This is a genomic window from Rhizobium sp. R711, assembly GCF_002211365.1.
In the GTDB taxonomy this organism is placed as follows: Bacteria; Pseudomonadota; Alphaproteobacteria; order Rhizobiales; family Rhizobiaceae; genus Rhizobium.
The window spans coordinates 64,529-91,054 of sequence record NZ_LOKZ01000039.1; the positions used below are offsets into that span (position 1 = coordinate 64,529).

Annotated in this window: 24 protein-coding genes and 5 pseudogenes; 14 read left to right on the forward strand and 15 right to left on the reverse strand. The window is 57.8% G+C overall.

Annotation, left to right across the window (positions count from 1 at the left end):
- Nucleotides 1-20 precede the first annotated feature (20 nt).
- Nucleotides 21-2,369: pseudogene (locus ATY80_RS28795) on the forward strand (hypothetical protein).
- Between the two features lie 182 nt (nt 2,370-2,551).
- On the opposite strand, the gene ATY80_RS27635 reads toward ATY80_RS28795, so the two are convergent.
- The 4 genes from ATY80_RS27635 to ATY80_RS29885 form a co-directional block, all read right to left on the reverse strand.
- Nucleotides 2,552-3,490 carry a hypothetical protein gene (locus ATY80_RS27635; protein WP_088695615.1) on the reverse strand — a complete coding sequence of 313 codons (939 nt, stop codon included), beginning with the start codon at nt 3,488-3,490 and terminating at the stop codon, nt 2,552-2,554.
- Nucleotides 3,491-3,583: 93 nt separating this feature from the next.
- A complete protein-coding gene (locus tag ATY80_RS27640) occupies nt 3,584-4,591 on the reverse strand; it encodes an alpha/beta fold hydrolase (protein ID WP_088695475.1) in 1,008 nt (335 codons plus the stop codon).
- Complete coding sequence (locus ATY80_RS27645; protein ID WP_348626667.1) at nt 4,584-5,255, reverse strand: MBL fold metallo-hydrolase; 672 nt, start codon at nt 5,253-5,255, stop codon at nt 4,584-4,586. The genes ATY80_RS27640 and ATY80_RS27645 overlap by 8 nt, the downstream gene beginning before the upstream one ends.
- Nucleotides 5,230-5,478: a hypothetical protein gene (locus ATY80_RS29885; RefSeq protein ID WP_245306940.1), complete on the reverse strand. Its 249-nt coding sequence runs from the start codon at nt 5,476-5,478 to the stop codon at nt 5,230-5,232. The genes ATY80_RS27645 and ATY80_RS29885 overlap by 26 nt, the downstream gene beginning before the upstream one ends.
- A gap of 87 nt (nt 5,479-5,565) precedes the next feature.
- Here ATY80_RS29885 and ATY80_RS27650 point away from each other — a divergent pair, with 87 nt between their 5' ends.
- Nucleotides 5,566-6,501 (forward strand): LysR family transcriptional regulator, encoded by a 936-nt coding sequence (locus tag ATY80_RS27650; RefSeq protein WP_088695476.1) that lies wholly within the window; start codon nt 5,566-5,568, stop codon nt 6,499-6,501.
- 524 nt (nt 6,502-7,025) lie between these two features.
- Here the strand turns inward: ATY80_RS27650 and ATY80_RS27655 are convergent.
- Nucleotides 7,026-7,316, reverse strand: a complete 291-nt coding sequence (locus ATY80_RS27655) for a hypothetical protein (protein WP_037113457.1) — start codon at nt 7,314-7,316, stop codon at nt 7,026-7,028.
- Between the two features lie 601 nt (nt 7,317-7,917).
- A pseudogene (locus ATY80_RS27665) lies at nt 7,918-8,763 on the reverse strand (transposase); the annotation flags it as partial.
- Between the two features lie 187 nt (nt 8,764-8,950).
- Between ATY80_RS27665 and ATY80_RS27670 the strand changes: the two are divergent.
- The 6 genes and pseudogenes from ATY80_RS27670 to ATY80_RS29895 all read left to right on the forward strand — a co-directional run bounded on the left by ATY80_RS27670 (nt 8,951) and on the right by ATY80_RS29895 (nt 12,429).
- The gene (locus ATY80_RS27670; protein ID WP_037113455.1) at nt 8,951-9,232 is read left to right on the forward strand and encodes a type II toxin-antitoxin system RelE/ParE family toxin; all 282 of its coding nucleotides are present in this window, start codon (nt 8,951-8,953) and stop codon (nt 9,230-9,232) included.
- A gap of 30 nt (nt 9,233-9,262) precedes the next feature.
- The gene (locus ATY80_RS27675; protein ID WP_037144436.1) at nt 9,263-9,562 is read left to right on the forward strand and encodes a HigA family addiction module antitoxin; all 300 of its coding nucleotides are present in this window, start codon (nt 9,263-9,265) and stop codon (nt 9,560-9,562) included.
- Nucleotides 9,563-9,845: 283 nt separating this feature from the next.
- Nucleotides 9,846-10,571 (forward strand): DUF2726 domain-containing protein, encoded by a 726-nt coding sequence (locus ATY80_RS27680; RefSeq protein WP_088695478.1) that lies wholly within the window; start codon nt 9,846-9,848, stop codon nt 10,569-10,571.
- Between the two features lie 91 nt (nt 10,572-10,662).
- Nucleotides 10,663-11,522 (forward strand): annotated as a pseudogene (locus ATY80_RS27685) (hypothetical protein).
- Nucleotides 11,458-11,892, forward strand: a pseudogene (locus tag ATY80_RS30065) (GIY-YIG nuclease family protein); the annotation flags it as partial. The pseudogenes ATY80_RS27685 and ATY80_RS30065, both read left to right, overlap by 65 nt.
- Before the next feature lie 69 nt (nt 11,893-11,961).
- On the forward strand, nt 11,962-12,429 hold the full coding sequence (locus ATY80_RS29895) for a hypothetical protein (RefSeq protein ID WP_245306955.1): 468 nt from the start codon (nt 11,962-11,964) through the stop codon (nt 12,427-12,429).
- Nucleotides 12,430-12,588: 159 nt separating this feature from the next.
- On the opposite strand, the gene ATY80_RS27695 is transcribed toward ATY80_RS29895, so the two are convergent.
- Both ATY80_RS27695 and ATY80_RS27700 read right to left on the reverse strand, forming a co-directional pair.
- Nucleotides 12,589-12,882: a type II toxin-antitoxin system RelE/ParE family toxin gene (locus ATY80_RS27695; protein ID WP_088695480.1), complete on the reverse strand. Its 294-nt coding sequence runs from the start codon at nt 12,880-12,882 to the stop codon at nt 12,589-12,591.
- A complete protein-coding gene (locus ATY80_RS27700) occupies nt 12,879-13,187 on the reverse strand; it encodes a type II toxin-antitoxin system RelB/DinJ family antitoxin (protein WP_088695481.1) in 309 nt (102 codons plus the stop codon). The genes ATY80_RS27695 and ATY80_RS27700 overlap by 4 nt, the downstream gene beginning before the upstream one ends.
- A 385-nt stretch (nt 13,188-13,572) precedes the next feature.
- Between ATY80_RS27700 and ATY80_RS28800 the strand changes: the two genes are divergently transcribed.
- From ATY80_RS28800 to ATY80_RS27715, 5 genes are all read left to right on the forward strand, one after another.
- Nucleotides 13,573-14,139 carry a DUF938 domain-containing protein gene (locus ATY80_RS28800; RefSeq protein ID WP_245306941.1) on the forward strand — a complete coding sequence of 189 codons (567 nt, stop codon included), beginning with the start codon at nt 13,573-13,575 and terminating at the stop codon, nt 14,137-14,139.
- Nucleotides 14,085-14,417 carry a DUF938 domain-containing protein gene (locus ATY80_RS30070; RefSeq protein ID WP_280950707.1) on the forward strand — a complete coding sequence of 111 codons (333 nt, stop codon included), beginning with the start codon at nt 14,085-14,087 and terminating at the stop codon, nt 14,415-14,417. Before ATY80_RS28800 ends, ATY80_RS30070 begins: the two co-directional genes overlap by 55 nt.
- 88 nt (nt 14,418-14,505) lie before the next feature.
- A complete protein-coding gene (locus ATY80_RS28805) occupies nt 14,506-14,718 on the forward strand; it encodes a hypothetical protein (protein ID WP_141105599.1) in 213 nt (70 codons plus the stop codon).
- A gap of 17 nt (nt 14,719-14,735) precedes the next feature.
- Entirely contained in the window at nt 14,736-14,963 is a 228-nt protein-coding gene (locus tag ATY80_RS27710; protein ID WP_088695616.1) for a CopG family transcriptional regulator, read from the forward strand.
- Nucleotides 14,960-15,403 (forward strand): TA system VapC family ribonuclease toxin, encoded by a 444-nt coding sequence (locus tag ATY80_RS27715; protein ID WP_088695482.1) that lies wholly within the window; start codon nt 14,960-14,962, stop codon nt 15,401-15,403. The genes ATY80_RS27710 and ATY80_RS27715 overlap by 4 nt, the downstream gene beginning before the upstream one ends.
- Nucleotides 15,404-15,648: 245 nt before the next feature.
- On the opposite strand, the gene ATY80_RS27720 is transcribed toward ATY80_RS27715, so the two are convergent.
- From ATY80_RS27720 to ATY80_RS27750, 6 genes are all read right to left on the reverse strand, one after another.
- Nucleotides 15,649-16,758 (reverse strand): sulfite oxidase, encoded by a 1,110-nt coding sequence (locus ATY80_RS27720; RefSeq protein ID WP_280950708.1) that lies wholly within the window; start codon nt 16,756-16,758, stop codon nt 15,649-15,651.
- 209 nt (nt 16,759-16,967) lie between these two features.
- On the reverse strand, nt 16,968-17,639 hold the full coding sequence (locus ATY80_RS27725) for a DUF938 domain-containing protein (protein WP_088695484.1): 672 nt from the start codon (nt 17,637-17,639) through the stop codon (nt 16,968-16,970).
- A 470-nt stretch (nt 17,640-18,109) separates the two neighbouring features.
- Nucleotides 18,110-20,326: a xanthine dehydrogenase family protein molybdopterin-binding subunit gene (locus ATY80_RS27730; protein WP_088695485.1), complete on the reverse strand. Its 2,217-nt coding sequence runs from the start codon at nt 20,324-20,326 to the stop codon at nt 18,110-18,112.
- 3 nt (nt 20,327-20,329) lie between these two features.
- Nucleotides 20,330-20,788, reverse strand: a complete 459-nt coding sequence (locus ATY80_RS27735; protein WP_088695486.1) for a (2Fe-2S)-binding protein — start codon at nt 20,786-20,788, stop codon at nt 20,330-20,332.
- Between the two features lie 221 nt (nt 20,789-21,009).
- Complete coding sequence (locus ATY80_RS27740; RefSeq protein ID WP_189637294.1) at nt 21,010-21,957, reverse strand: AraC family transcriptional regulator; 948 nt, start codon at nt 21,955-21,957, stop codon at nt 21,010-21,012.
- Nucleotides 21,958-22,422: 465 nt separating this feature from the next.
- Nucleotides 22,423-23,529: a Fic family protein gene (locus ATY80_RS27750; protein ID WP_088695489.1), complete on the reverse strand. Its 1,107-nt coding sequence runs from the start codon at nt 23,527-23,529 to the stop codon at nt 22,423-22,425.
- A 199-nt stretch (nt 23,530-23,728) separates the two neighbouring features.
- Between ATY80_RS27750 and ATY80_RS27755 the strand changes: the two are divergent.
- A pseudogene (locus ATY80_RS27755) lies at nt 23,729-26,088 on the forward strand (hypothetical protein).
- An 82-nt stretch (nt 26,089-26,170) separates the two neighbouring features.
- Here the strand turns inward: ATY80_RS27755 and ATY80_RS27760 are convergent.
- Entirely contained in the window at nt 26,171-26,452 is a 282-nt protein-coding gene (locus tag ATY80_RS27760) for a hypothetical protein (protein ID WP_245306942.1), read from the reverse strand.
- Nucleotides 26,453-26,526: the final 74 nt, after the last annotated feature.

The window sequence follows — 26,526 nt, forward strand, 5'->3', positions numbered from 1 at the left end:
CCGAGAGAAACGAAATGAGCATGAGCAAAAACGACCTTTCATCACACCATTTTCAGCGAAAGATATCCGAATTCTGCGAACTGCGTCTCACGCCAATCGCATCCAGGAGGGTGCTGGAGAAGATCAGGCCTTACCTGTTTGATCATCTATCGGAAATCGCCCCCGCTCCTAAATGGCCATATCGACTGGACGACGATCGGTCAGGCCTGCGGGATTGAAGCCGAGTTGACGGCAGAACTGAAAAAGCAGATCCGGCCAGGCCTGGATGCCAACAACCGACGGCTCGGCGCACCACCGACAGCCGAAGACCGGCCAACAAAGCAAAAGACTCGCCCGGATAAAATCGTGCCCGCCAAAAAGGTAGCTTCCGCATCCTCTACCAGAATACCGCAACGCGCGGCGGCCGACGGCCCCTCTGCCCGGTCTGCGTCGACACAGCGTGGGCCTACACCGAAGCCGGTCAGCCCATTCCCGGAACCATTATTTGAAGCGACAGAGAATCCGGCCAGCTTTCAGTATGCGCTGGTCTATCATATGCGGCGGTTCGGCGACACATATTGGCAGCTCTACCGCGCCGTGGTCTATCTCAATGAGACCTTCGACAACAAGACGCTGCTATCCTGGATCCAAGGCGAGCGTGTGCCCCGATCCGTTGCGAGTTTCGATATCCTTGCCCGCATTGAGCGGCGCTATCGGTTGCACGAGGGATATTTCAGAGAGAAGCTGCCGCACCAGGCACGCTCGCTATATGGTCACAATCTCGGTGACATCAGCCCGGCTGAACGGCGACGGATTTCATTTCACCTGCCCGAGGACTTCAACAGCCTGCCCTCTACCAAGCGCGAGGAGATCCTCGATTGGGTGCGCCGGGTGATCATATCCGGCTCTACGGAATATCGCCGCTATCAGGCGGCAGCCAGTAAGCAGCGTTACGCCATCCGCTTTCCCGGTGTCACTTATGGCAGCAGCTTTCTTTCCTCTCGATCGTTGGCCTCGGCGGCCGGCGCCAATCAGAATGTTGCGGCAGAACTTGATGATCCGGATCTACTCTCCGGCGTTGTCGATGCGCCGCCAAGGCTTGCGATGGAAATGGCTGATCTCATCCGCTTCAAGACCTCGACGCTGACGGCGATTGGCTTTCAACGCAATGGCGTGTGGGGTGAAGAAACGGCCTCCCAGAAGATTGAGCACCTCGGCTTGATGTTTGGTGCACTGGCCGCTTCACCAAACGGTGTCGTTAAGGGGTTCGGCGTGCCAGTCAATCAGTTGAGCTTCGGCCTCCTCGTCTTCCCCGGCGTTTGGGATTGGTATCTGCAATGGCGTGAGCAGCGCCGTGGCTTCTACACCAAGTGGGAAGAAGACATGCTGATGATAGCGCAAGCTCTTACTCGCGCAGATGTTGGTTGGATTCGGCAGCACCCGGAGCTACTTCAAAATGTCCGACCCATAAAGGGGCTGATTGAGCAGGAACAGATTGAGTTTGCCGCCCGCGACTGGCATGGCGCATGCGACGCGTTTCACCGACATGCAGCAAATCGGTCCAAGGAGATCCAGCGAGTAATGCGCGTGCATCGCGATCCGTTCGAACCGATCATGTGCGTACTTGAAGCGGACAGTCCGCTGTTGGAATATCGCAAGATCACGGACGAGATCGTGAGACGTATGCCGGATGAGAGCAAATATCCAGGACCGGCCGCCGAAGCCGTCAGATCATTCCTGCTGCTTCGCCTTGGCCTACACCTCGGGCTCAGACAAAAGAACCTTCGCCAACTTCGTGTCTGCCCCCGTGGACACTATCCGATGTCAGAACGCCGGCTGGAGGATTTGAAGTGCGGTGAGTTGCGCTGGAGTGATCGCGACCATGGGTGGGAGGTCCTTATCCCGTCGGTCGCATTCAAAAACTCCGGTTCATCCTTCTTCGGACAGAAACCGTTTCGGCTGATCCTACCGGACCTGCTCGACCTTTACGAATATCTCGATGCCTATATCGATCGTCATCGCGGTGTCCTCCTTGGCGGCGCCAAAGACCCCAGAACCCTGTTCATCAAAACGGTGAAGACCACCAGCACCGACGCGGCTTACAACTCGACCACATTCTGCGAGGCTTGGAGGACCGTCATCCAACGCTATGGAATTTATAACCCTTACACCGGGCGAGGTGCCATCAAGGGATTGTTGCCTCATGGACCGCATAACCTGCGGGACATTCTCGCGACGCATATTCTGAAGCAGACCGGGCCTACGAGCAGGCGAGCTACGCCATTCAGGATACACCCGATGTAGTGCAGCAGCACTACGGTCGCTTCCTTCCGCAAGACAAGGCTGCACTGGCCGCAAAGATCCTCAATCAGGTTTGGGAAGCTGCGTAAGGTCGAATGAGATGCTCGGCTCGGATACTCAGAACATGTTGCATCTGGGCAGAGCGTCCTCGTCTCCACGTTGATGGGGGCAAAACCTTGGACCCCACCATCCAATGTCTGGCTGCAGTTGAAGAGATGCGAACCTACGGGGGATCGAACCACAATTCTTCGGGGCAAACTGGCACTGAAGCCTAGAAACATGACGATATTGCCGTTCTAACAGCTATTCCGACCAACGCACTCTGGATGGCGGCACCCACAACGGGCCGCAACCGCGGCACTGATGCGATGAGAATGGAAAGACCCGGAAGATCAAGTGGATTGAGCAGAAGTGCTGAACTATGAATGATTTGCTTATCTTGAAGGGGCAGTTCCTTTTGAAGGTCGAAAAGCAGTGCCACCGCTGCGCTCGATCCTGCTAGGCACTTTGTCATAAACAGCAGGATATCTTGTTGAGTAAGATGGAGCATTTGAAGCAATGGTTGAGCGACGGACGTGAAAGCTGAAATTGCGCCAGCACTTTGGATCAGCTTTACGAGTGCAAGCGCAATCACGAGGACGGGCAAAACCGCGGAGATAACCTTGATGGCATCAGCGCCCCCGCGGTTGATTGCCGAAAGAAGATCGAGCCTTCCTTCACCGTGATTATCCACATCGTCGTCGCCAACAACGATGCTCGAAGGTGAAAGAGAACGACGCCCGACGATCCAGTATGCGAAGGTTGAGGCAACGAGTGCGCCGCAGACACCGTTCAATATAATCAGCGCAGGATCGATACCGATAGCCGCTAGCGGAAAGCTCGCATTTGCGGGAGCCGCGGCAAGCACACCAGCAAAGGCAGCTGCAAGAAATCTGTCCGACGCCCTTTTGTGTGTCATCAGTGACAAGGCCGCGATTGGAGCGGCAGAACTTACCAAGCTGAGTTGCAGGACGGCTACAACCCCCAAGCCATCCAGACCGAAAGCTCTGCAGACAGGATTGGCTTTGATGGCGAGCCATCGCAGTGCGCTTATGTTTTCGACATAGCGCATCAGCGAAAATGTCACAATCATCAGCGGCAAAAAGGTGAATATGGCGATGTCGACGGCACTTCGTCCGGCATCCAGGATGGCGGTGATCAGAATTGTCATGGGAACGGCTGGTTTGATGGACGGTGAACGCGCGGCCGGCTTGATGGAGGAAGCGGGCTCCGGATCTGATCCCGGAGCCACGTCGTTCAGACGCTATTCCGGATTGAAATCTTCCTCGAAGAAGCGGGCAACCTCGGAATAGACCTGCATGCGCTGGCTCTCCATGAGGGCGAGATGCGTCGCCTCCCCGATTTCCACCCATCGCCTGTAGGAGGCACCGGTCAGTTGCTCGAAATAGGCCCGCGCCAGATCGAGCGGGACGTCGATGTCCCATTCGCCGTGCAACAGCAGCACCGGCGCGCGAATCTCGCTTGGCCGATAATAGGGGGCTCCAGCTCTCCAGTAGGTGCGGATGTCCTGGATCGGCCCGTTGGTGGCCCGGAGTTTGCCTTGCTCTCTGTCGGCCTGCGACGGCTCCTCCGAGAGGGTCAGTGCGGCCCAGCGGTCGAACCAGCCCTCGGGCACAAGTCGTTCACGCGCGTATTCGGGTGCGGTGCCCAGCCAACGCGCCAGGGCCGCGTGGACGGGAACAAGCCTGTAGGAGCCAAGCGCGCCGCCCTGATCGATGGGGATGGCAACGTCACTCAGCCATTGCGGCGCGAGCAAGGCGAGCTTGACGACCTTGTCGGGGTTGCGCGCAGCATATGCACCGGCCACGGTACCGCCCCACGACATTGCAAAGACGTTCACAGCCTTCAGGCCGCGAAGTCCAAGGACGAAATCGATAGCCGTCGCGAAGTCGGCGACGCCGGTGTCTGTGGCGACAAGCGGGGGGTTGAGATTGGGCGCCGCCTGCATCTCCGGCGGGCGGGTCGATTTTCCATAGCCCCGGACATCAACCGCAAAGACATCGAAGCCTCGATGAGCGAGGAAGTCGATGAAGGACATTCCGTTGAAGGGAACGTCGTAGAGACTTCCAGACGAGAAGGTCGCCCCGTGCACCATCACGATCGTCTTTTCGGCGAGAAAGGTCTTATGGTCTTTCCGCCGCTTGTTGCGGACATAGAGTTTGATGCCGGCGGTATCGCTATCGACATAGTGTTCTTCGAAGACGATTTCCTTTGTGTCAAAGCCCGAAGATGTAAGCTCATTCTTAGACATAGGACCACCTAAACTTTTCGCCGTCGCGGGTGATGTATCCTGCAGACGAGCCGGGGAAATGAGTGGAGAAATACATGGCGGGATTGTCTGCCGCGAGGTCGAGCACACGCCTCCTGGACTGGGCCGCTTGTTCAAGAAACTCGCAAAAGACCGTATTCAGGTCGGGACGCTCTACCTGGATCGGATGGTGCATGACGTCTCCGGCAAATATCGCCGCCTCATTGTCCGACTCCAGCAGAACCGACATATGACCAATGCTGTGCCCCGGGGTCGGCAAGAAGGTAAATCGATCCAGGAAGGGACCACCTTCGCTGTCAATGAAATCGACAAGACCAGCATCGATGATCGGCTGGACGCTGTCCTCGTAGACGCCGGAGCTCGGAATATTCACGTCGTTGTGGCTGGCTGTCGACGAGTAGTACTCCTGCTCGACGCGCGGAAAGATGTAGCGCGCGTTTTTAAAAGCGGGGGCCCACTTTCCATCCTGGAGTACGGTATTCCAGCCGGAATGATCGACGTGGAGGTGGGTATTTATGACAAAGTCGACATCTTCGGGCTCGACACCTGCCTGGCGCAACCTGTCGAGAAACGGAATGGTCTGCTGATGGAAGGCGAGATTGCGCGGTCTCTCCTTATCGTTACCCGAACCCGTATCGATGAGGATGACGTGATCGGGCGTCCTGACAAAGCCAGCTGTGGATGCTCACCACAAGGGCATCGCGGCCCTCTTCCATATCGACGGCGGAAAGACGCGACTCGATCGCCTTGATCTCCTCGGATCCGGCAGTCGGGAAGAGAAATGAGGGCGGAACGTTGTGCAGATACTGCTCCTGCACCTTTCTGACCGTCACGCCGGCAATACGATATTCCTTTCCAAGATCGCTCATGGAATTTCCTTTCGAGTTGAACTGGACCGGGACAGCGCTGTCTGATGGCTATGGACAGTAGGGAGAATTTATGCAACGATCAAATCGATGAATGAAATTGTCTCCATCGATCATTTCAATTTGCGGTCTTTCGACCTCAACCTGCTCGTCGCCTTCGATGCGCTCATGAAGGAGCGGAGCGTGACGAAAGCTGCTGTTCGCCTGAAAATCCAGCAGCCCGCCATGAGCCACAATCTCGGCACTCTCCGGACCCTGCTTCAAGACGAGCTGTTCGTACGTGTCGGTCAGGTCATGCAGCCGACCCATCGGGCGCTGCGCTTCGCCGAAGCCGTGGAGCACATACTCAGTCGCACGCAGCTGGCGATCGTAACGCCTGCGACCTTCGAGCCGGGCGAGGCCGAGCAGATATTCCGCATTGGCTTTTCCAGCGAGCTTGAGGTGCTGCTGGTGCCGCGTCTCGCCGCTATGTTGAATGAGATGGCCCCCGGTATCAGAGTGCTTGCGCGAGCGGTCAACCCCGAGCTGGTCCATAAGCTTTTGGACGACAATGTCATCGACCTTGGCGTCGGCTGCTACGATGACGGCAACAACAGACACCGGCGGAGCCTGCTGTTCGAGCAATCGCTGATGTGTTGCTACAATCCGAAGCTTCTTGATCTTCCCGAAACTTTGGACCGCGACAGCTATCTCGGCCTGAAGCATGCCCTGGTTTCCCAGAAGGATGCCATCGAAGGCTGCATTGATGATGCGTTGAAGCGGATCAACGTGCGGCTCGACGTGTCTGTGGCAGCGCCGGAATTCCTCACAGTGCTGACCGCCGCCCTCGAAGCGCCCCTGATCGCCACCCTGCCGACCAGAATTGTGAAGCGGTATGCCGGTCTGTTCGGCTTGGCGATGGCCGAAGTTCCCCTCGATTTGACGGTGAGCCCGATATCGATGGTCTGGTCGGCGGCAGGCGACAATGATCCCGCCAACCGATGGATGCGTTCTCAGGTGGCACGGCTTGTTTCTTCTTGTGGCTAAGTTTGGCCGATAACCCTGAATTACCTCTGCCTGCAGTTGTTCATACTTCGCTCTTAAAAGGGAAACGATCCGCCGGCCCCGGCATTTCACAGTCACTTTGCAGTTGAAGAAATAAGAACCAGCGACCCTGCTATTACAAGCTTTCATTGCGACAAAATTCGTTAGACAAGCCAAATATTTAGCGTGGTGGGATTGGGGCCGGAAGCGGTCGGGCAGATTTCGGCGTCCGCATGGCAGAAGCGGATGTTCGGGTCGACACACCTTTAGTCTCGATCTGACCCAGAGCGGACTCTCGGCGCGTGGTCCCTCTGACGAAAGGCAGACATTATTGAGAGCGAGTGTAGGCCTGCGCGATGTCAGCAACGCTACGCTCGACTGTTCGAAGGTCGGCGATCCATGCATGTCCGCGACGTGAGCGCCGACTGACCATTGAACCGGGTCGGCGATCGCAATCGTTAGAGATCGCCCAATTCGCGATTGCGTCGAGGTTGGGCATCTGAGTTCGGGATGGCGAGAGACCCTGGTTAGCTCTTGTGAACGCTATCGACTTCGAACGCCGTCTCCTGGGGTGGCGAGGTGAAGCCGCCCTTGATGCCCTTGCTCATCGCGGGCATCAAGATTCCGTCGCGAAACGCCTCCCAGCTCGCCTTGGAGTCGTGAATAGCAACGATCGTCCAGCCCCCCGCGGACGGTCCCGCGGCATGGAAGGTCTGCCCCTTCGGCAGAGCGCCGCCCGCCGGGTGCACTGCAGCGATCGAAGCCTCGTATTGTGACTTCGTCCCACCCGCAAAATGGTGAACTATCCCGTAAGGCATCTCTTCCTCCATTGTGACGTTTGAGTGGTTCCTTTCTATAGGCCATCGTAAGTGTTTTAGCGAATCCTCATATCCACGAGTCATCGAGAGCGATAGGCACCATGGGCAAAGTGACGTTGGTGGGTTCCCACGGGAGCGCGGAACGCGCGAAAGTGGGGACGAGCCAGCTTGTCGACCACGAAATACATCTGACTAGGGAAAGCCGCCAACGCCCCCTTCTAGTGCAACCGCGACCCCCAAAACGTCGTGCCTGCAACGTCTGCTTTCAGGAATTGGCAGAGCTAGTTTCCATGGCCGACATGGTTAAGGGTTTCGGGTGCCGTCAGGCGTACGAAAGCCTCTCATGCAGGAACCCGCGGTCGGCATTCTCTGAGCTTTGGGGTTTTGTGTGTCGGATGTTCCGGCGGGCCGTCGATCGCAGCGACGTTTGTCAGCCCCAGCAGGCCGAGAGTGGTGTTTGCAGGTGTGATTGCCGAGATTTTCGTGGTGACTGGGAGCACGTTTGCCAGGCTGAATGTCGTCGCCATAGGAACTGGCGCAGGCCCTCCCGTTGGCCGGCTCTGTTTTGAGTGGTCCATATGAATGGATCTGCCATGCCGGGTCATGACGCACTCTCCCGGTTTGTTGTTGCCTTGTCTGGCGGTCCACGCGGTTGCCGCCAGCGTTCGAACACCTCGATGACGATCATGCGTCCGCCGCAGCATGGGCATGGCGGGCGGACCTCGATCGGCTCGTCGGCTGTGTCGCCAGCAGGCGGCGGGACAGCGTTCAGGAGTTCGGGCGCGGGTGATGCTGATCTTTCGGGAGCTGCCGGCGAGCAGACCGTAATGCCGGATGCGGTGGAACCCGCGCGGCAGAACGTGGAGCAGGAAGCGGCGAATGAACTCGTCGGGGGCAAGCGTCATGACCTGCTGCCGGTCGCGGCCCTCGCGGCGGTAGTCCTTGTAGCGGAAGGTGACACCGGTCTCTCGTCGAACGAGATCCGACTGTTCGAGATGGCCACCCGGTGCGTATAGCGCGAGAGATAGGCAAGAACCGCCTCAGGTCCCGCGAAGGGCGGCTTGGCATAAACGACCCAACGCTTCCTGCGCACCGGCGACAGGTACCGTCCGAATGCCCGGCGGTCAGCGAGATGCGCAGCCGAACCGAAGAAGGCGAGCCGCCCGGCATCGTGGAACTGGAGCAGTCGCGTGAGGAACAAGCGCCGGAAGAGCTTGCCGAGCACACGCACCGGCAAGAGGAATGCTGGACGTGACGATATCCAGCGTGACCCATCAAGGACTATGCCGCCGCCCGGCACGATCATGTGAACATGGGGATGATGGGTCATGGCCGATCCCCATGTGTGCAGCACGGCAGTGATGCCGATGCGCGCCCCGAGATGCTTCGGATCGGCGGCGATCGTCAGCATCGTTTCCGATGCGGCCTTGAACAGAAGGTCGTAAACCAGCGCGTTAATCGCAATGTCGGCCGAGCAGCGGACGAGCTTTTCGCCTTGAGAAGAATCGAACCGACGATCGGCCACTTCCGGATGGCGTAGATAGGATCACGGTTGCGACTCCGTATCGTGCAATGATACATATTGATTGACATTCACCAGTATCACCATATGATACAATTATGAAGAGCCAGACGTGATCAGGTCATTCAAGGACGCCAAAACCGAAGCCGTCGCGCGGGGCAAAGCACCAAAAGGATTTCCTTCTGACATCGTGAGGTCTGCCATTCGGAAATTGACGATCCTGAACAGCGTTGCCGTGCTTGAGGACCTGCGTTCTCCTCCGGGTAATCGATTAGAAGCCCTTAAGGGCAATAGGGAAGGCCAGCATTCGATCCGGATCAATGATCAGTGGCGAATCTGTTTCGTATGGACAGATGCCGGTATCGAAGACGTCGAAATAGTTGACTACCATTGAAGGCCTATCGTGGCACACAGGGAGCTTGAGATGACCCATATACTTCCGCCGGTCCATCCGGGCGAAATTCTCCGCGAGGAATACCTACTTCCTCTGAACATGAGCGCCGGCGCACTGGCGAAAAAGCTTAATGTTCCTCGCACGCGCATCGAACGCATAGCGGCGGAGCAAACACCGATTACGACGGATACCGCACTGCGCCTTGCAAAGTACTTCCGCACAACGCCGGAATTTTGGATGAACATGCAGACAAGCTTCAACCTCAAGACAGAAGAAATGGCACTGCATAGCGAATTGGAGCTTATCCCGGAAATCGATAGAGCGGCATAGTCGGGCCTGCCCCGTCAGGCACATTCCACTCGATCCATTATGCGATCTTCTTGGCCTAAAACGTGAACTCTATGGCAACAAGCCAGTCGCTCTCGAAGCTCTCGCCGTGCCAGCGGCGTAGGAAGTCCCGGCCAAAGCGGATGTCGAGCGACCGCTACAGCTGCTCCTCGGACTTAGGAAATCGATCATTGAAGGAGTTCGAGTAGCGACCTCATCCCTTTGGATAACTTTTCCCGCATCGGACACGCGTTGTACTATCTTGGCGGGAAATCCGGAGACGGGCATGCATTATCGCCAAAGGTCGGTGCTGTTCGCAGCACCGTGGCTGATCATCGGAGCTGCCGCAGTAGGCGTTTCGAGCGGTATAACCGTTGCAGACATCGAACAGCCGGAACTGCTCATCGCCGCGCTGTTTATCGGCCTCCTCATCGGCATGGCCGTTGAGCAATTCCTAGCCACGATGAGAAAACAGGCGTGGCGGAAGAGAAACAGATCACGTTGGGAGGAACGGCGCTGGAACGAGCGCGTTGTACTGGGACCTTGGCTTAAGACGCCAGCTGCGGAGCCATTGCGACCTGTCGACGCCGCGGACCAACTGCGTATCGTGATGCGCTCGGATTTCACTATTCAACCATTGCTGAACAAGAGCGAAGCGCGGGTGTTTCGGGAACTCGACAGCGTCGTGATCGGCTGCAATTCCTCCTGGCAGGTGATGGCTCAAGTTTCATTGGGCGAGATCCTGCGAAGTGCGGACCCAGACGCCTACAGTTGCATCAACTCCAAGCGGGTCGACTTACTGCTCGTGGACAGCAACTGCCGACCGCGGCACGTCATCGAATACCAGGGAGGAGCGCATCATCAAGCAGCAGCGGCCGCACGCGACGCAGTAAAGAAAGAGGCGCTGCGACGCGCCGGAATTGGCTACCACGAGGTGGTGGCTGGCCAAACGACCCCGTCGGAACTCAGGCGATTGGTCGAGAAGCTGGTGGACAAGCCGAGTGTCATCTAACGCGCCCTGGTCACGAATTCCTGCACGGTCGACCCTCTTCGATTGGAGGAAACCGTCTTCTTGGCTTGATGGAATTGAGGCGCACCCCATGATGATCTCCGATTTCCAGGCAGTTCGGCAGAATCTGTTTCCGGCCAGCCTCGGAGCGATCGAGGACTGGGAGACGTTCCCCTGGCATCGTGACCGAACCAACCGAATTCAGGCCTATAAGGTGCATTCGTCGCAAGCCATTGCAATCGACGTGTTCGGCACACTCAAAACGAGCACAGATCGCGACCGCATTTTCGACGCCATCGCCGAGCGTGTGGGAGTGGCGCCGGGTGGTCCATGGGCGGTAACACTCGAGTGGACGGATACTGATCGGCTTCTGGGGGAACCGAGGCCCACGCAAGTCGATGCACTTGCAGTCGGCTCCGCGGCAGTGCTCGTCATCGAGTGCAAGTTCACCGAACCCGGAGGACAATGTAGCCAAACTGCGGTGTCACGCTTCGGCGAGCGCCAATGAAACGGAAGCTACGTCGATCAGACCAACCCGGGCAACGGCGTTCGCTCACAGTGTGCTCTGACAGGCAAGGGAATTCGTTACTGGGAATATATCCCGACGGTCTTCACGCTCGAGGTGTTGACCATACGCCCTGCCCTTTTAAGGGAGATGCCTATCAGTGGATGCGCAACGCCGTGCTAGCGGCAGCGCTGGGCAAGAACCGCAATCTTCAAGGAACTGCTGTCGCTGCCTTTGCCGATCACCCCAGTTTCCCGACGTCGCGGAAGGCGAAGCGGGGTCTGATGGATGCCAGTCTCGCCGGCCAATCTGCGATCACGCCGGTCTCATACCAGCAGATCATTGCGATCGCTTGCCAAGTCGGCCTCGATCAAGAACTCTGGAATGGCCTTGCTGCATGGGTCGATCACAAGATTGCTACGGCAGCAATGGGTTCACCGTCGAGGTAGCGTAGCCGCTGGCGAAATTGACGGACCGACATCCAGAGGTGCGTTGGAACCTGGGACCGAGGAACCCGCTAGTCGAAGTAAATTCCTGAAACGGGAGGAAGTATTGACTGAAGGGCACATATACATCCTATTCAATCCAACCTATCGCGCAAACCAGTATAAGATCGGAATGACGACTCGGACGCCCGAAGAAAGGGCCGCCGAGATCTCGTCGGCGACGGGAGTGCCTCAAAACTTCGAAGTCCTGTTGTCCAGGCGGGTAACGGATTGTCATCGGGCGGAACGATTGATCCATCAGAGGTTGACGGAGCATCGGTCCGGTTCGGACCGTGAATTCTTTCAGGTCAGTCTCAGTGTCGCGATTGATGTCCTTAATGAAGTTGCCGCCGCAGTCGGACTTCGTCCGGAGAAATCAGCTGTACAGGAACCCAGCGGCCCGATGGCTGATACTGTGACCAAAGGCGACATCGACCTTGTCCTGCGTAAACATTCCGTAGGACCACAGAGGAGAAGGCAAGGGACGCCGGAAGGTCCTGCCTCTTTCGAAGATCACATCGCCTACGCCGACGCAGTCAGGCAGCCGCTTCTGCGTGAGCTCCGTGACCACATCCTGGCGATTGATGGCCGGTTGCGTTCAGGCGAGGTCGTCACGCCTCGGCAACGCATTGCCTACAAGGTTTCGGGCGGGACGAACTTTCTGGAGATTAAGGTCCAGCGAAGGGCAATCCTGATTCGCCTGCCGGAGACCAGCTTGGTGGACCCTGAAGAGAAAGTGCGAAAGATACCCGAGACGCACGGATGGGGGCGATTGAAGGACGAAATCCGCATTTCGAGCGCTCCCGATGTCAAATACGCGCTTCCGTTTGTCGAAGCTGCATGCCGGACAGAACTCAAGGGTCTAGATTAAGCGAAATTAGAACGTGCATGACCTTTCGACCGGCCGGAATAACAGGCTCCAGGCGGAAATTGCGAATGACCGCCTTGAACGGAATCGAACCTTCGGCCCGGTAATGGGACTACAGCAGATCGTTCCTGTTCACTTCACGTCGCCAGCAAGTTCAGAAACTTAGCCGCTCGGCAAGGCTTCTGGCCATTCCTGTGCGCCATGAAGGACGCGAAGGATGCGAACTCTCGTCTCGGTAACGGCATACGGGGCAACATAGGGCGTGCCGATGATCACCAGTTCACGCGTGCCCGCAATTCTACCAATTCGGCCGCTCGCGGGGAAATCTAAGAGGCGGCGGGTGGCGGCTACGATTCGTTCGTCTATCATAGCAGCCGCCAAAGGGTTATCGGCCTCGATATGTGTGAATATTTCATCGCGATCCGATAGCGCGAAAGCAGACCATGTAAGCTTCACGATTTGAGGGCACCTGCTCTAAAGCGTGCAGCCGCTCGTCGCTCCGCAAAATGCGCCTCGGCCTCGTCGTCGGAAACGTCCGGTCGAGTATCGTTCAGCGCTTCTAGCACTTTTGTTCGAAACCAAGCGTCATGGGCCTCACTTCCCGAAAGGAGCTCAAGAGGCAGCGCGCCTTCGTTGGCGGTTCGAGTAAGCAAGATTCGCACCGCGTCCGATACCGTTAATCCCATACTTTCGAGCACGGCAGACGCTCGATCCCGAACCTCAGCGTCGATACGAGTTTGAACTAGCGCGTTTGCAGCCATAACTATCTCCACATTTCAGCAAGAATGTAATGCAGGTGAATGACAAAGTCTATGGCATTTGCAACGTTATCTATATCAGCCCACATGTCGCAGCTGCTTCTGCTCTTGAACGGATAACGGCCCGGTTTTTATATTCTCACGCGGTAACAGATTATCTAGGCAGTATACGAGCTTGGGCGCTTGGCCATGCGGGAACGACTGATTTGGGGGCTGAAAGGCGTCGGTCGGCTTCCGTGCTCCGATTTGTGAAAGAAGACCTTGAGCCTGGCGGGCGCGTGATCTGACGCCAGGTGGACGTTCGGTCGCCCTCGGCCGACCGCACGCGCCGACGTCCCCTTCGGAAGTTCGAAATCCTTGGTTTCAGTCCCATCATTTCAGCTATAAGGTGCGAGACATCGCCCAAAGGGGATTCAAGACCCCATTGCCCACAGAGAAGGAGGACCGTTCGCCTGTTGCGCTGGAACAGCGCAACGTAAGCGCCGACCAGCGCTTGTTCTCACCTGCCGTTGCGCGAAATTCGGCGCCGATCCTCGCGGTCCTAAAACGTGTCCTTCCAACACATGGCACCGTGCTGGAGATTGGTTGCTGGACCGGCGAGCACGCCGTGTGTTTTGCGGGAGCAATGCCCAACCTCACCTGGGAGCCGAGCGATCCGGATGCCGACGGCCGCGCCAGCACGTCCAGCTGGATCAAATTCGCAGGGCTGAAGAATGCGCTGGCACCGCGGGATATTGATGTGTGCTCAGAACAATGGGGCGTCGAACAAACGGGGCATTTTGACGCCATCGCGTCGATCAATATGATCCATATCGCGCCATGGGCGGCAAGCTTAGGATTGTTCGCGGGAGCTGGCGTTTGCTTCGCGCGGGTGGGCTTCTTGTTCTCTAGGGCCCATTCATGCGCGACGGCACACACAACGCCCCCTCGAACGCTGCTTTCGACGCGGCTCTAAAAGAGCGAAACCCATCCTGGGGTGTGCGTGATATCGCTGATCTTGAACAAGTGGGTGAGGCCGCTGGAAGTCGGAAACCAAAATGCAGAAAAATAGGCGGAACAGATAACAGAGGGTTGAAATTGAAAGCGACAGCGGCCTTTGATCCGATGTCTTTAGCAGCTGGATTCGAACTTCTCCTAGCTTACGAGTATGTTCCGACGCGCCACTCAGGTCTTGGCTGCTCTAAAGCCCAGAACGCTGAACCCGGCTGGCGTCTCCTAAAGGCGGTAAGATAAAGATTTTTGGCGTGCAAATGGATCAATGTTCAACGCCTAAAGTGAGTCAAACCCCGAACCGCAACACGCCTGCGCCGCTGGATAGTCAATGTCAGTCGCCTTGAAGGGAGCAGAACTGCCGACCAGCCAATTAGGTTGCCGCCTTGAGTTTGTTCGAACCGGAGCACCGTGGTTCGCGCACAGATTTGAGAATGTGATTTCAACCGTTTTCGCCGGTGAACAGATTGGCGCAATGGTGCGTCCTTTCGGTATCCACCTTGAGAAAGCCGATCACTTGTTTTATATGATGCGTGATGATTGATGCGCGATGAGGCGGATATGAGAACGACCTTGGCAATCGACGACGATGTCCTGATCGCCGCAAAAGCGATGGCAACCCAGCAGCACCGGAGCGTCGGCGAGGTCATTTCTGAGTTGGCGAGACGTTCTCTGCGCCGACCGCCAAGCAGCGGCGAGCGCAATGGCATTCCTCTCCTGTCAGCTCGGCCGGATGCGCCGCCAGTGACGCTCGAAATCGTGAACACCTTGCGTGACGAACTGCCGTGACCTTCCTGCTCGACGTCAATGTGCTGATTGCCTTGATCGATCCGGGCCATGTAGCCCATGATGATGCGCACGAGTGGTTCGCGGCGATGGGTCAGACCGCTTGGGCTACCTGCCCCATTACCGAAAATGGTGTCATCCGGATTGTCGGCAACCCCAAATATCCCAACTCTCCCGGTTCACCGTCACTCGTGATGGAGATCGTCCGCAAATTGCGGTCGCTCCCCGGTCACAGTTTTTGGCCGGACGATGTGAGCCTTGTCGGGTCAGGTGATATCGCTCCCACGAAAATTCTAACATCGGGGCAGGTAACTGACACCTATCTGCTTGCACTGGCTAAAGCGCATGGGGGCCAGCTGGCGACATTCGATCGCAAGCTGTCAGCAGCAGCGGTTACAAGGGGCAATTCTGCCTTGCACCTGATCACCGCGAGTGGATCGTGAGTTCCCGTCGATACATCATGCGATCTTTTTGACCCAAAGCGTGAACATCACAGCAACAAGGCTTGCAGGGCTCGTGGAAGCACAGTTCTGTCCGGCGCAGAAGGCGCGTCCACGCTTAGGTCTACAAACGACAGCATTGCGCCTCATAATCGCGCCACCGGCCGCCGTTGCTGCAAAACGGACATGAGGCAATGACAACGAGGGTCGCAGTTGCGCCAAGCCGCCACTCCGCCCCATGCGGGTGATTAGATCACGAATTCCTCCTCGTACGTCTGTGGCTCGGGAACGACCGTAACCTCCACCGGAACGATCCAATTGGCCGCGTAGCTCTCGCAGTCGGAACGCGGAAGGTCGGGCTGCACGCACCCCGACCCATCGATCGCGCGACATCGCAGTATATATCGCCCCACTTCTTCAGGGATCCACATGTACTCCCACAAGCGCCATGCAAAGGGACGTTCTGTTTCGAGGAGCCTTCCCTCGCGCCAGCCCCTGCCATCTCCGGTGCAGACCTGCACCTGCCGGATAACAGCCTCTCCGCTCCAGGCGGCTCCGAAAATCCGGTACGGTCGGCCGGCGATGAGCCGCGCCCCCTGTACGGGACGCGCGATCTGCGCTTTGACCTCCATCTCCGCAAGGGGGACCAGCCTGGGTTCCCCGAGGCTGCGCTCCCAACGGAAATAGTCGCGCGCCTGCCAGTAGCCAAGGAACGGTTGCTCCACAACCGTGATATGCGTAATCCACTTGACCCAAGCCATGCCGAACCAGCCACCCACCACCGCGCGTAGTGGGTAGCCGTGATCGCGCGTCAACGGCTCCTCGTTCATCGAATAGGCAAGGATCGTGCTGTCAGCGATGGCCTTCTCAAGCGGTAAACTGCGCGCAAAAGCGATGGGGCCGGGAGAAGCCGTTTTCTTGTTCGTGTCGATCACACCGCTGTCTGCGCCTACGAGCAGAACCTCATGTGCGGTTCGCTTAACGCCCGCCATTTCTAGAATCTCGCGCAGAAGAACACCTGTCCACACGGCATTGCCGACGGCTCCATTCTGCCACTGCAACCCCTCCTTCGGCGGCACATAGTAGACGCGACCGTTCCCTGCGCACTCGACGACGGCGGTGAAAGTCGTGCTCCGCATCGCCTTGATGCTGTCGAGGTCAAGTTCGATCGGCCGCTCTACCGCCCCGCCAACGCGCAATCTCCAGTCTCGCGCATCAAGGTCCGGCGATGGGAAATGGTTTCGCACGAAAAAAAGCTCGGTTGGGATCAGCCAATCGGAGAGTGACGCAAACGGAAACTCGATGTTCGGTGGGGATTTCTGTCGAACTATTAGACTGGGTTGCTCTGGTGTCGGCATCGTCCTCGTCTCCCCTTCCAAGAGCACAATGTTGGCACTCGGTCGTGCGAATTCCGGTACGATCACACCGCCCCTCGCAGTGCGTCTGTCGCGTTCCGTCTTCGGCCCCATTCTAGCACATACCGCACGTTCCTCGGATCGGCCTCGAACGGCAGCAAAGAGACCGAATGCTGCTATAGGCCCACGTCTCTTTCGCGCCCGCTTGTCTTTCAGGCACTACCGCTGGAGAAGACCAGCAACATATTGTTGGTAGGCATCTCAATCGTCTCGCGGAGATTAAGTCCGGCGGCCTCACCCACTTGCTCAAGATCAGCGATATCACGCACACCCCAGGATGGGTTGCGCTCCTTTAGAGCCGCGTCGAAGGCAGCGTTCGAGGGGGCGTTGTGTGCCCCGTCGCGCATGAACGGGCCGTAAAGAAGAAGAAGCCCACCAGGGTGAAGCAAACGGCCAGCTCCTGCGAACAATCCTAAGCTTGCCGCCCATGGCGCGATATGGATCATATTGATCGACACGATGGCGTCAAAATGCCCCGTCTGTTCGACGCCCCACTGTCCTGAGCACACATCAATATCCCGCGGTGCCAGAATATTCTTCAGCCTTGCGAATTTGATCCAGCTAGACGTGCTGGTGCGGGCGTCGGCATCCGGATCGCTCGGCTGCCAGGTGAGGTTGGGCATTGCTCCCGCAAAACATACGGCGTGCTCGCCGGTCCCGCATCCAATCTGCAGCACGGCGCCACGTGTTGGAAGGAGACGTTTTAGGACCGCGAGGATCGGCGCCGAATTTCGCGCAACGGAAGGTGAGAACAAGCGCTGGTCGGCGCTTATGTTGCTCTGTTCCAGCGCAACAGGCGAACGGTCCTTCTTCTCTGGGGGCATTGGCCTTGAATCCCCTTTGGGCGATGTCTCCCACCCTATAGCTGAAATGATGGGACTGAAACCAAGGATTTCGAACTTCCGAAGGGGGGCGTCGGCGCGTGCGTTCGGCCGACGGCGACCGAACGTCCACTTCGCGTCAGTTCACACCCCCGCCAGGCTCAAGGTCTACTCTCGAAAATTGGAGCCCGGAAGCCGACCGACGGCCCCAATTGCGACGCCGGACTTGTAACGACCAAGAATCCGTTCTTCCCGCGGGGGCGGTTCCGATCAAATCCAGCAACGCGAACTCTCCATCAGCCTGAGCCGGCCGGAAGCCGGCAACAACATGCCGCTCAGTCTGAATCTGGATGTATCCGATCCTTCGCCTTGATGAGATCGGAACTGCAGACCAGGAGAAGATGGCCCTTCTTGTTCAGAAGCCCAATGTCGCGAGCGGATTCCCAGCCGCCGTCGCGGCCGGGGACAACAAATCACGTATTTAGGGTCTTAGAGAAGGGCATGGACTGTATCCGCTTGCCCAGCGCCTTATAGACGGCATTGGCAACGGCAGGGCCGACGGGCGGAACACCCGGCTCGCCGATGCCCGATGGCGGATTGGCAGAGGCGAGGATATGAACCTCCACCGCCGGCATCGCATCGATCCGTAGAGGCGTGTACATGTCGAAGTTACCCTGATCTACCTTGCCAGACGTCAAGGTGATTTCCTCGCCCAGAATGGCGCCCAGGCCGAAACCAATTCCACCCTCGACTTGCGCGCGGACCTGATCCGGATTGACCGCCAGGCCGCAATCGACGGCTGCGATGACGCGTTCGACCTTGATGCCGCCGCTTCCGTCGGTCGAAACCTCCGCAATCTGCGCGACGACCGATCCGAAGCTCTCCGCCACCGCAACACCGCGGAAACGACCTTTCGGCAGCGGCTTGCTCCATTCTGCCTTCTCCGCGGCGAGCTTGAGCACGATCGCATGACGCGACTGCGGCTCGAGCATCGAAAGACGGTACTCGATTGGATCACGCCCCGCCGTCTCGGCAATCTGGTCGATGAAAGCTTCGGCGGCGAAGGCGGTATGGGTCGACCCCACGGACCGCCACCAGAGGACGGGCACCCCGACATCCGTGGTCGTCAGACCAACCGTCTGATTGGGAATGGCGTAGGGCAGGTTGCTCGCCCCTTCAACCGATGTCGGGTCGACCCCGTTCCGAACCATGCCCTCGAAAGCAGTCTTCGCCATGATGGATTGACCGACGATATGGTCGCTCCAGGCAACGAGCTTTCCGTCGCCATCGATCCCGGCCTTGAGCTTGTGCACATAGGAGGGGCGATAGCGGCCCGCCCGCATGTCGTCCTCGCGGGTCCACTGCACCTTCACCGGCGCCCGGAATCCGATTGCCTTGGCGACATAGACGGATTCGACGACCACATCGCCATCGAACACGGCGCGGCGGCCGAAGCTGCCACCGGATTTCATGACGTGCAGTTGCACCTTGTCGGGCGTAATGCCGACGATCTGCCCGGCGAGCATCTGGTAGACATCGGGGAACTGATGTCCGCCCCAGATTTCCAGTGTCCCGTCCTCGTTCCGGCGGGCGACCGCATTGAGCGGTTCCATCGCCGAATGCGCCAGGTAAGGAAACTCGAAGGTTGCCTCGATGACCTTGGTCGCAGCCGCAAAGCCGACTTCGACATCGCCGTCCTTGCGCGCGAGGGCCACCGGCGCCTTTTCCGCAAGGTCCCGGTACATCGCCATGAGTTCGGGCGTGCTCCGCTTTTCGGCCGCCGCATCGTCCCACACGACATTGACGGCTTCGCGGCCCTTGATCGCAGCCCACATATGCTCGCCGACAACGGCAATGCCGCGGGGCGTCTCGACGACATCGACGACCCCCTTCACGGCTCTTGCCGCGGCGGCATCGAAAGACTTGACCTTGGCACCGAACATGGGTGGGTGGATCATCACGGCCGTCAGCATGCCGGGCAGTTTGACGTCAATCGTGTATTGCTCTGTTCCATTCGCCTTGCGGGCGCTATCGAAGCGCTTCAGCTTGGCATTGCCGATCAGTTTCCAATCAGCAGGCTGCTTGAGCGTCACGTCGGCGGGCACCGGCATGGCTGCAGCCTTGGTCGCGAATACCCCGAAGCCGGCCGTCTTGCCGGAGGGGTGCGCCAGCACACCGTTTTCGACCGTGATCTCCGACGGTTGAACGCCCCATTCCGTTGCAGCAGCAGCCACAAGCATGGCACGCGCCGCAGCGCCCGCCTTGCGGTAACGCTCCCAGGAAGTCACCATCGACGTGGAGCCTCCTGTTCCCTGGATGGCGCCGCCGAAGGCGACATTGCCATAGGCCTTCACGTTGCCGGCAACTCCGCGGACATCGATGGCCTGCCAATCGGCGTCGAGCTCTTCCGCGACGAGCGTGGCAAGGCCGTTATAGGATCCCTGCCCCATTTCGAACTGCGACGATAGCACCATGACCTGGCCGTTCTCGTCTATCGTCAGATAGGGTGTGAAGGCCGCCGCCTTGTGGCCGTCCGCCGTTCCGCTTGCCACAGCAGGGGATGCGGAAAGGATGTGATAGCCCACGGCGATGCCGCCGCCGGCGGCCAGCGCGCCGAGCATGAACTGCCGACGGGAGGCCTGCCTCTTCGCCACAGGAAGCAAGAGGGATTGCATCAGTTTCGGGATCATCGTTCAGGCCTCCAAACGCTTGGCAGCTTCGTGTATGCCGGCACGAATGCGATGATAGGTGGCGCAGCGACAGAGATTGCCGGTCATCGCAGCGTCGATATCATCATCGGTGGGCTTCGAATTGTTCGTGAGCAGATCGGTCGCCGACATGATCTGGCCGGACTGACAATAACCGCATTGCGGCACGTCGAGATCGGCCCAGACCGTCTGCACGGTTTCCGCCACCTTGCCCGAGAGCCCCTCGATAGTCGTCACCTTTGCCTCGCCGACATTACCGACGAATGTCTGGCAGGAACGCACCGCCGCACCGTCGAGCAGCACGGTGCAGGCGCCACATTGCGCCATGCCGCAACCGAATTTCGTTCCCGTCAGGCCAACGAGGTCCCGGATTACCCAGAGAAGCGGCATATCCGGCTCCGCCTCGACCTTGTATTCGTTGTCGTTGATCGTCAAAGTCACCATGGTCTTCTCCTCGCGTTGTGGCGCACGCTTACGGAACATCGGCCCTGGCTCAGCCGGTCCGGACTCCTTTGAAGTCGTCATCTGCCGGGTAAACCTATAAGACCATCCCGAGGCCCGATAGGTTCGATCCTGTCTGATTGTTGCCCGATCCTGTCACAAAGCTCACAATGGGCCTATTCCGGCCTCAAGCTTTCCCGCGGCCACTCCGGCCCCCAACTGCGCTAGCCGACCGAGCCCCGGCTTGCTGAATCGCCTGAATTGAGGATCGCCTTGACGTCGCGCAGGGGCGGATGGCCGAACATGCGGCGATATTCGCGGCTGAACTGGGTGGGACTTTCGTAGCCGACCCTGAGCGCCGCCGTCGCCGCATCGAGCGATCCGGAAAGCATCAGTTCCCGCGCATGGTGCAGCCGAAGATGCTTCTGGAATTGCAGCGGACTCATCGTTGTCATCGCGCGGAAATGATGATGCAGCGTGGAGACGCCCATATTTGCCATGTCTGCCAGGGCCTCGACCCGAAGCGGCATCGTGTAGTTCTCCTTCAGCCAGGCAACCGCCTTTGCCACGCGGTTGCTGTTGGTTCCGGCGAACGCAAATCGGCGCAGCCGTGCGCCCTGCTCGCCGGTGAGAAGGCGGTAATAGATCTCATTCTGAATATGATTTGCCATGAACGGGATGTCGTTCGGCGAATTCACCAGCGAAATCAGTCGCCAGAAAGCATCGTACAGTTCCGGCGTAACCGTACCGACTACGACGCCGCGGTCGCGATCGGACATATCCGTCGGATGCAGATCGTGGTTGGCAATAAATCGCCGAAGCGCTTCGAGATCCAGCCGCAGTCTTGCGGCGACATAGGGCTCTGTCGTGCTCGCCGCGCAGATCTGGCCGGTCATCGGCAGCCCTATCGTTGTCAGGAAGAAGCGAGTTTCATCATAGACGAGTGTTTCGTCTCCGATACGGACGCGCTTGCTGCCGCCGATGATCAACGAGAGGCTGGGTTCATACAGATGGAAGAAAGGCCCAGCGGGCTCGACGACCCGATAGAGCGAAAGCCCCGGTATGTCGTGCCTGAAGCTCACGCCGTCCCACGGCAATTGCGACAGAACGCCGAGAATCCGCGAGCGGGTTGCCGCAGTCTGAGCCTTGAGATCCTCTTCGTCAGACAAAATTTCCTCCTTCGAGCCTTCCCATCCAATTGTCGCCTATCTCGCGATCGGTCTCCAGTGTTATCGCATTATTTTGATTTCCAGAGTATTGGGCAAGAATTCAGCAGGAACACGGTACCGCCCTGCGGCCGCGGGCGCTACGTCTTTCGCTCTTGCTGAAGGCCCGATCAAGGTCGTCCTGTCTCATCCGGCAAAGCTATTAGGAGAGACCTTGGTGCGCGCAATGGCGGAAGCTCTCGATGCCGGCCGATCGCCAACTGTTTCGCAGCACGTTGTCCCGTTCGAATTTTACACTGCCACCAATATTTGAAGTTTAGCGAAAAGAGCAGTTAAAGCGCTTGAGAAACGCGGAAGCACGTTGGTCGTGGCGAGATAGACGGTGCGATCAAAACTAGCCGCCTTGAGCGGAATCGAACACCCGTTCACCTAGATAATGACTTCGTTGGAATTCATTAAACTGGCAACAATTTATTTCTGTAATGACAGCGAGTAGCGGGTATGCCGACGTTCACCCGTACGCGTGAGCGCACCGATCTCCACGAGCTGCTGTAGATCGCGTGTCGCTGTGGCGCGGGAAGTGTCTGTGATCGCGATGTAGTTTTCTGCACTTAGGCCCCCCTTGAAGCCTGCCGTGCCTTCCTTGAAGATGCGCGCGATTACCTTTTCCTGCCGCTCGTTCAGCCGGCCTCGAAAACGGTCGTAGAACTTTGCTTTCTGAATGAAGAAATCTATGCGCTCAAGCGTCGCCCGTTGAGCCTGCAGGATAGTTTCCGAGAAAAAAATGATCCAATCTGTAATATCGAGTGTACGCTGGTGGCGCTCAAGTTGGGAATAGTAGGCCTTTCGGTTTTTCTCGATTGTGAAGGCGAGTGATATGAGACTTGGCTGCCCTATGTTTTGCGCCAGGGATTTCTCAGCGAGCGCGCGCCCAATTCGGCCGTTGCCATCCTCAAATGGATGTATGCTTTCAAAGTAAAGATGGCCAACCGCTGCGCGCGTTAAAGCTTGAAGTGGAGTTTGGTCGGTTGGTCCAGATTGATTGAACCATGCGATGAAGGTCTCCATCTCAGCTGCAATCTGGCGAGATGGGGGAGCCTCGAAATGGATTGTGGGCTTATCCAATCGACCTGACACAATCTGCATGGCGTCTTCATGCTTGCGGTAAGCACCAACCGTTTCAATATATCGATTTCCGGCCATGAGCATTGAGTGCCAGTGGAACAGTTTCTCATGATGCAGCGGCCCCTGCCAGCTTCGGTGGACATCCGTCATCATCTCGGCGATCCCCCGTTCTTGGGGACGGATCTGTCTATCATCGCTATTGAGTCCGAACTGCTGGCGGAGTGATGATTGGATGCTTGCGCGGTCAAGAAACTCCCCCTCAATCTCCGAGGTCTTGATCGCTTCGTCGCTCAACAATTCAATGAGAAGTTGGCTGCTGTCGTCCTCGTTGAAATGCCGAACAGCACCGATAACCTCGCCGGCGGACTGCAGGAATTTATGCTCCAATGGGACCAGGCTCGCAGCGTCGTACCTGAAGTTTGGCCAATCGGCGTTCTGCCAATTCCATTTCATGAGTTATAGCCAGCCTTTCTATAACTCATGACTATCGCCGTAAATGAGTTATTGCAAGCCTATCTATTGCTCAGCGCCACAATCTGCGGCCCCTTCGAGCAGCGGCGATCGATAGGCAACCACCTACACATATTTTGTTAAAAGGTGCCCCTTATTTCCGCTCGCCCTCAGCATTGGTACCGAGAGAAACGGAATCAGCATGACCAAAAAAGATCCTTCATCACCTCATTTTCAGCGAAAAATTTCAGAATTCTGCGAACTGCGTCTCACGCCAATCGCCTCCAGGAGGGTGCTGGAGAAGATCAGGCCTTACCTGACCAGCTTGATCATCTATCGAAAGTCGCCTCCGGTCCTGAATGGTCATATCAACTGGACCACGATCGGTCAGGCCTGCGGTATCGAAGCTGAGCTAACAGCAGAATTGAAGAAGCAACTCCGGCCAGGCCTGGATGCAATAATCCGGTGGCTCGGTGCAACACCAGTGGCCGAAGACGCGTCACAATCAAAACCGCCTGTTCGCCCGGACAAGACGGCGACCGCCAGGAAGGCAACCTCCTCACCCTCAACCAGAAAGCCGCAACGCGCGACGACCGACGGTAGCTTTGCCCGATCTGCATCTGCGCAACGTGGGCCTGCACCAAAGCCGATCAGCCCTTTCCCAGAACCACTATTCGAAGCGACAGAAGATCCGGCAAGCTTTCAGGATGCGCTGGTCTATCACATGCGCCGCTTCGGCGACAGCTATTGGCAACTCTACCGCGCCGTGGTTCATCTGAATGAGATTTTCGACAACAAGACACTGTTGTCCTGGATCCAGGGCGAGCGTGTCCCTCGATCCGTTGCAAGCTTCGATATTCTGCGCCGTATCGAGCGGCGCTATCGCCTTCCAGAAGGATATCTCAAAGAGAAGCTGCCGCATCAGGCGCGCTCGCTTTGTGCTCACGATCTCGGCGATATCAACCCGGCTGAGCGGCGTTAGGATTTCACTGCACCTGCCGGAGGACTTCAACAGCCTGCCCTTCACCAAACGGGAGGAGATACTCGATTGGGTGCGCCGGGTGATCGTTTCCGGCTCGACGGAATATCGCCGCTACCAGTCGGCAGCCAGCAAGCAGCGATATGCCATCCGCTTTCCAGGCGTCACCTATGGTGGCGGCTCGCTCTTATCTCGATCCTTGGCTTCGACGGTCGGCGCCAATCCGAACATATTGGCAGAACAAGACGATCCCGATCTGCTATCGGGCGTTGTCGATGCGCCACCGCGGCTTGCAATGGAAATGGCTGATCTCATTCGGTTCAAAACCTCGACGCTGACAGCGATCGGATTTCAGCGCAACGGTGTCTGGGGTGAGGAAACCGCATCTCAAAAGATCGGGCACCTCGGCCTGATGCTCGGCACACTAGCCGCCTCGCCAAACGGTGTCGTGAAAGGTCGCGGCGTGCCGGTCAGCCAGTTGAGCTTTGGCCTCCTCGTCTTCCCAGGTGTTTGGGACTGGTATCTACAATGGCGCGAAACAGCGCCGTGGCTTCTACACCAAGTGGGAAGAAGACATGCTGATGGTAGCGCAGGCTTTTACTCGCGCAGATGTAGGCTGGATTCGGCAGCATCCAGAGCTCTTGAAAAACGTCAGGCCAATCGAAGGTTTGGTTGAGCAGGAAGAGATCGATTTCGCTACCCGCGACTGGAACAGCGCCTGCGATGCGTTTCACCGGCATGCAGCAAATCGGTCCAAGGAGATCCAGCGAGTAATGCGCGTTCATCGCGATCCGTTCGAACCAATCATGTGCGTACTTGAAGCGGACAGTCCGCTGGCGGAATATCGCAAGATTACCGACGAGATCCTGAAACGCATGCCGGATGAAAGCCGATATCCACTGCCGGCGGCCGAAGCCGTCCGCTCATTCCTGTTGCTCCGTCTCGGACTGCATCTCGGGCTCAGACAAAAGAACCTTCGCCAGTTGCGTGTCTGCCCACGCGGGCATCACCCGACATCGGAACGTCGACTTGAAGACATGAAATGCGGCGAGCTGCGCTGGAGTGACCGCGACAACGGTTGGGAAGTCCTGATCCCATCTGCGGCATTTAAGAACTCCGGCTCATCCTTCTTTGGCCAGAAGCCATTTCGGTTGATCCTTCCGGACCTGCTTGGCCTCTACAAATATCTCGATGCTTACATCGATCGCCATCGCGGTGCCCTGCTGGGTGGTGCGAAAGATCCTCGTACCCTCTTCGTCAAAACGGTGAAAACGACGAGTTTCGATGCGGCTTACAACTCCACCACTTTCTATGAAGCTTGGCGAACTGTGATTCAGCGTTACGGGATCTACAACCCGTACACTGGACGAGGTGCGATCAAAGGCTTGCTGCCGTATGGGCCACACAATCTGCGCGACATTCTCGCAACTCACATATTGAAGCAGACAGGATCATACGAGCAGGCGAGTTATGCTATCCAGGACACACCGGATGTCGTGCAGCAGCACTATGGTCGCTTCCTGCCGCAGGACGAGGCAGCTCTGGCCGCTAAGATCCTCAATCAAGTATGGGAAGCGGCATAAGGCGGACTGAGCCGTCCAGCTCGGATGTGAGGAGCATTTCGCATTCGTCAGTCCTCTCAGTCACTTGGCCGCCTGGTATCAGCTAAGTGTCCGGTTGCGGATTGCCAGCCGTCCACCAGAGTGGCAATGGCTGCCTCCAGCGGCGCCGATCCGACCTTTTCTGGCACCAGAAGTCCATCGATCGCGAGAAGGGTGGTGCCGTGAATGAGCACCCATGCGGCGGTCGCCGTCCCCTGACTGGCCGCTTGCGAATGGTGCCGGCAGCCTGACCGCGTCCGAGCATGTCCAGCACTACCTCGAATACAGCGAGCGCCCTTTGATCGAGATGCATTCCGACGGCCCGCCCCTCCTCCGGGCTGAACATGAGGCGATATAGGGCCGGGTTGTCGGTTCCGAACGCGACATATGCCAGAGATATCGGAGTGATTTCCTCGAGCA

Bases quoted from the DNA above. Each gene is read 5' to 3' on its own strand.
- ATY80_RS27760 (WP_245306942.1), bottom strand. From the start codon at position 26,452: ATGTTCAGCCCGGAGGAGGGGCGGGCCGTCGGAATGCATCTCGATCAA.
- ATY80_RS27655 (WP_037113457.1), bottom strand. From the start codon at position 7,316: ATGCCTTACGGGATAGTTCACCATTTTGCGGGTGGGACGAAGTCACAA.
- ATY80_RS27730 (WP_088695485.1), bottom strand. From the start codon at position 20,326: ATGATCCCGAAACTGATGCAATCCCTCTTGCTTCCTGTGGCGAAGAGG.
- ATY80_RS27710 (WP_088695616.1), top strand. From the start codon at position 14,736: ATGAGAACGACCTTGGCAATCGACGACGATGTCCTGATCGCCGCAAAA.
- ATY80_RS27720 (WP_280950708.1), bottom strand. From the start codon at position 16,758: ATGCCGACACCAGAGCAACCCAGTCTAATAGTTCGACAGAAATCCCCA.
- ATY80_RS29885 (WP_245306940.1), bottom strand. From the start codon at position 5,478: ATGAGCGATCTTGGAAAGGAATATCGTATTGCCGGCGTGACGGTCAGA.
- ATY80_RS28805 (WP_141105599.1), top strand. From the start codon at position 14,506: ATGTCAGTCGCCTTGAAGGGAGCAGAACTGCCGACCAGCCAATTAGGT.
- ATY80_RS27725 (WP_088695484.1), bottom strand. From the start codon at position 17,639: ATGCCCCCAGAGAAGAAGGACCGTTCGCCTGTTGCGCTGGAACAGAGC.
- ATY80_RS27700 (WP_088695481.1), bottom strand. From the start codon at position 13,187: ATGGCTGCAAACGCGCTAGTTCAAACTCGTATCGACGCTGAGGTTCGG.
- ATY80_RS27675 (WP_037144436.1), top strand. From the start codon at position 9,263: ATGACCCATATACTTCCGCCGGTCCATCCGGGCGAAATTCTCCGCGAG.
- ATY80_RS27650 (WP_088695476.1), top strand. From the start codon at position 5,566: ATGAATGAAATTGTCTCCATCGATCATTTCAATTTGCGGTCTTTCGAC.
- ATY80_RS30070 (WP_280950707.1), top strand. From the start codon at position 14,085: ATGCGCGACGGCACACACAACGCCCCCTCGAACGCTGCTTTCGACGCG.
- ATY80_RS29895 (WP_245306955.1), top strand. From the start codon at position 11,962: ATGGCTGATACTGTGACCAAAGGCGACATCGACCTTGTCCTGCGTAAA.
- ATY80_RS27635 (WP_088695615.1), bottom strand. From the start codon at position 3,490: ATGACAATTCTGATCACCGCCATCCTGGATGCCGGACGAAGTGCCGTC.
- ATY80_RS27750 (WP_088695489.1), bottom strand. From the start codon at position 23,529: ATGAAATGGAATTGGCAGAACGCCGATTGGCCAAACTTCAGGTACGAC.
- ATY80_RS27680 (WP_088695478.1), top strand. From the start codon at position 9,846: ATGCATTATCGCCAAAGGTCGGTGCTGTTCGCAGCACCGTGGCTGATC.
- ATY80_RS27735 (WP_088695486.1), bottom strand. From the start codon at position 20,788: ATGGTGACTTTGACGATCAACGACAACGAATACAAGGTCGAGGCGGAG.
- ATY80_RS27640 (WP_088695475.1), bottom strand. From the start codon at position 4,591: ATGTCTAAGAATGAGCTTACATCTTCGGGCTTTGACACAAAGGAAATC.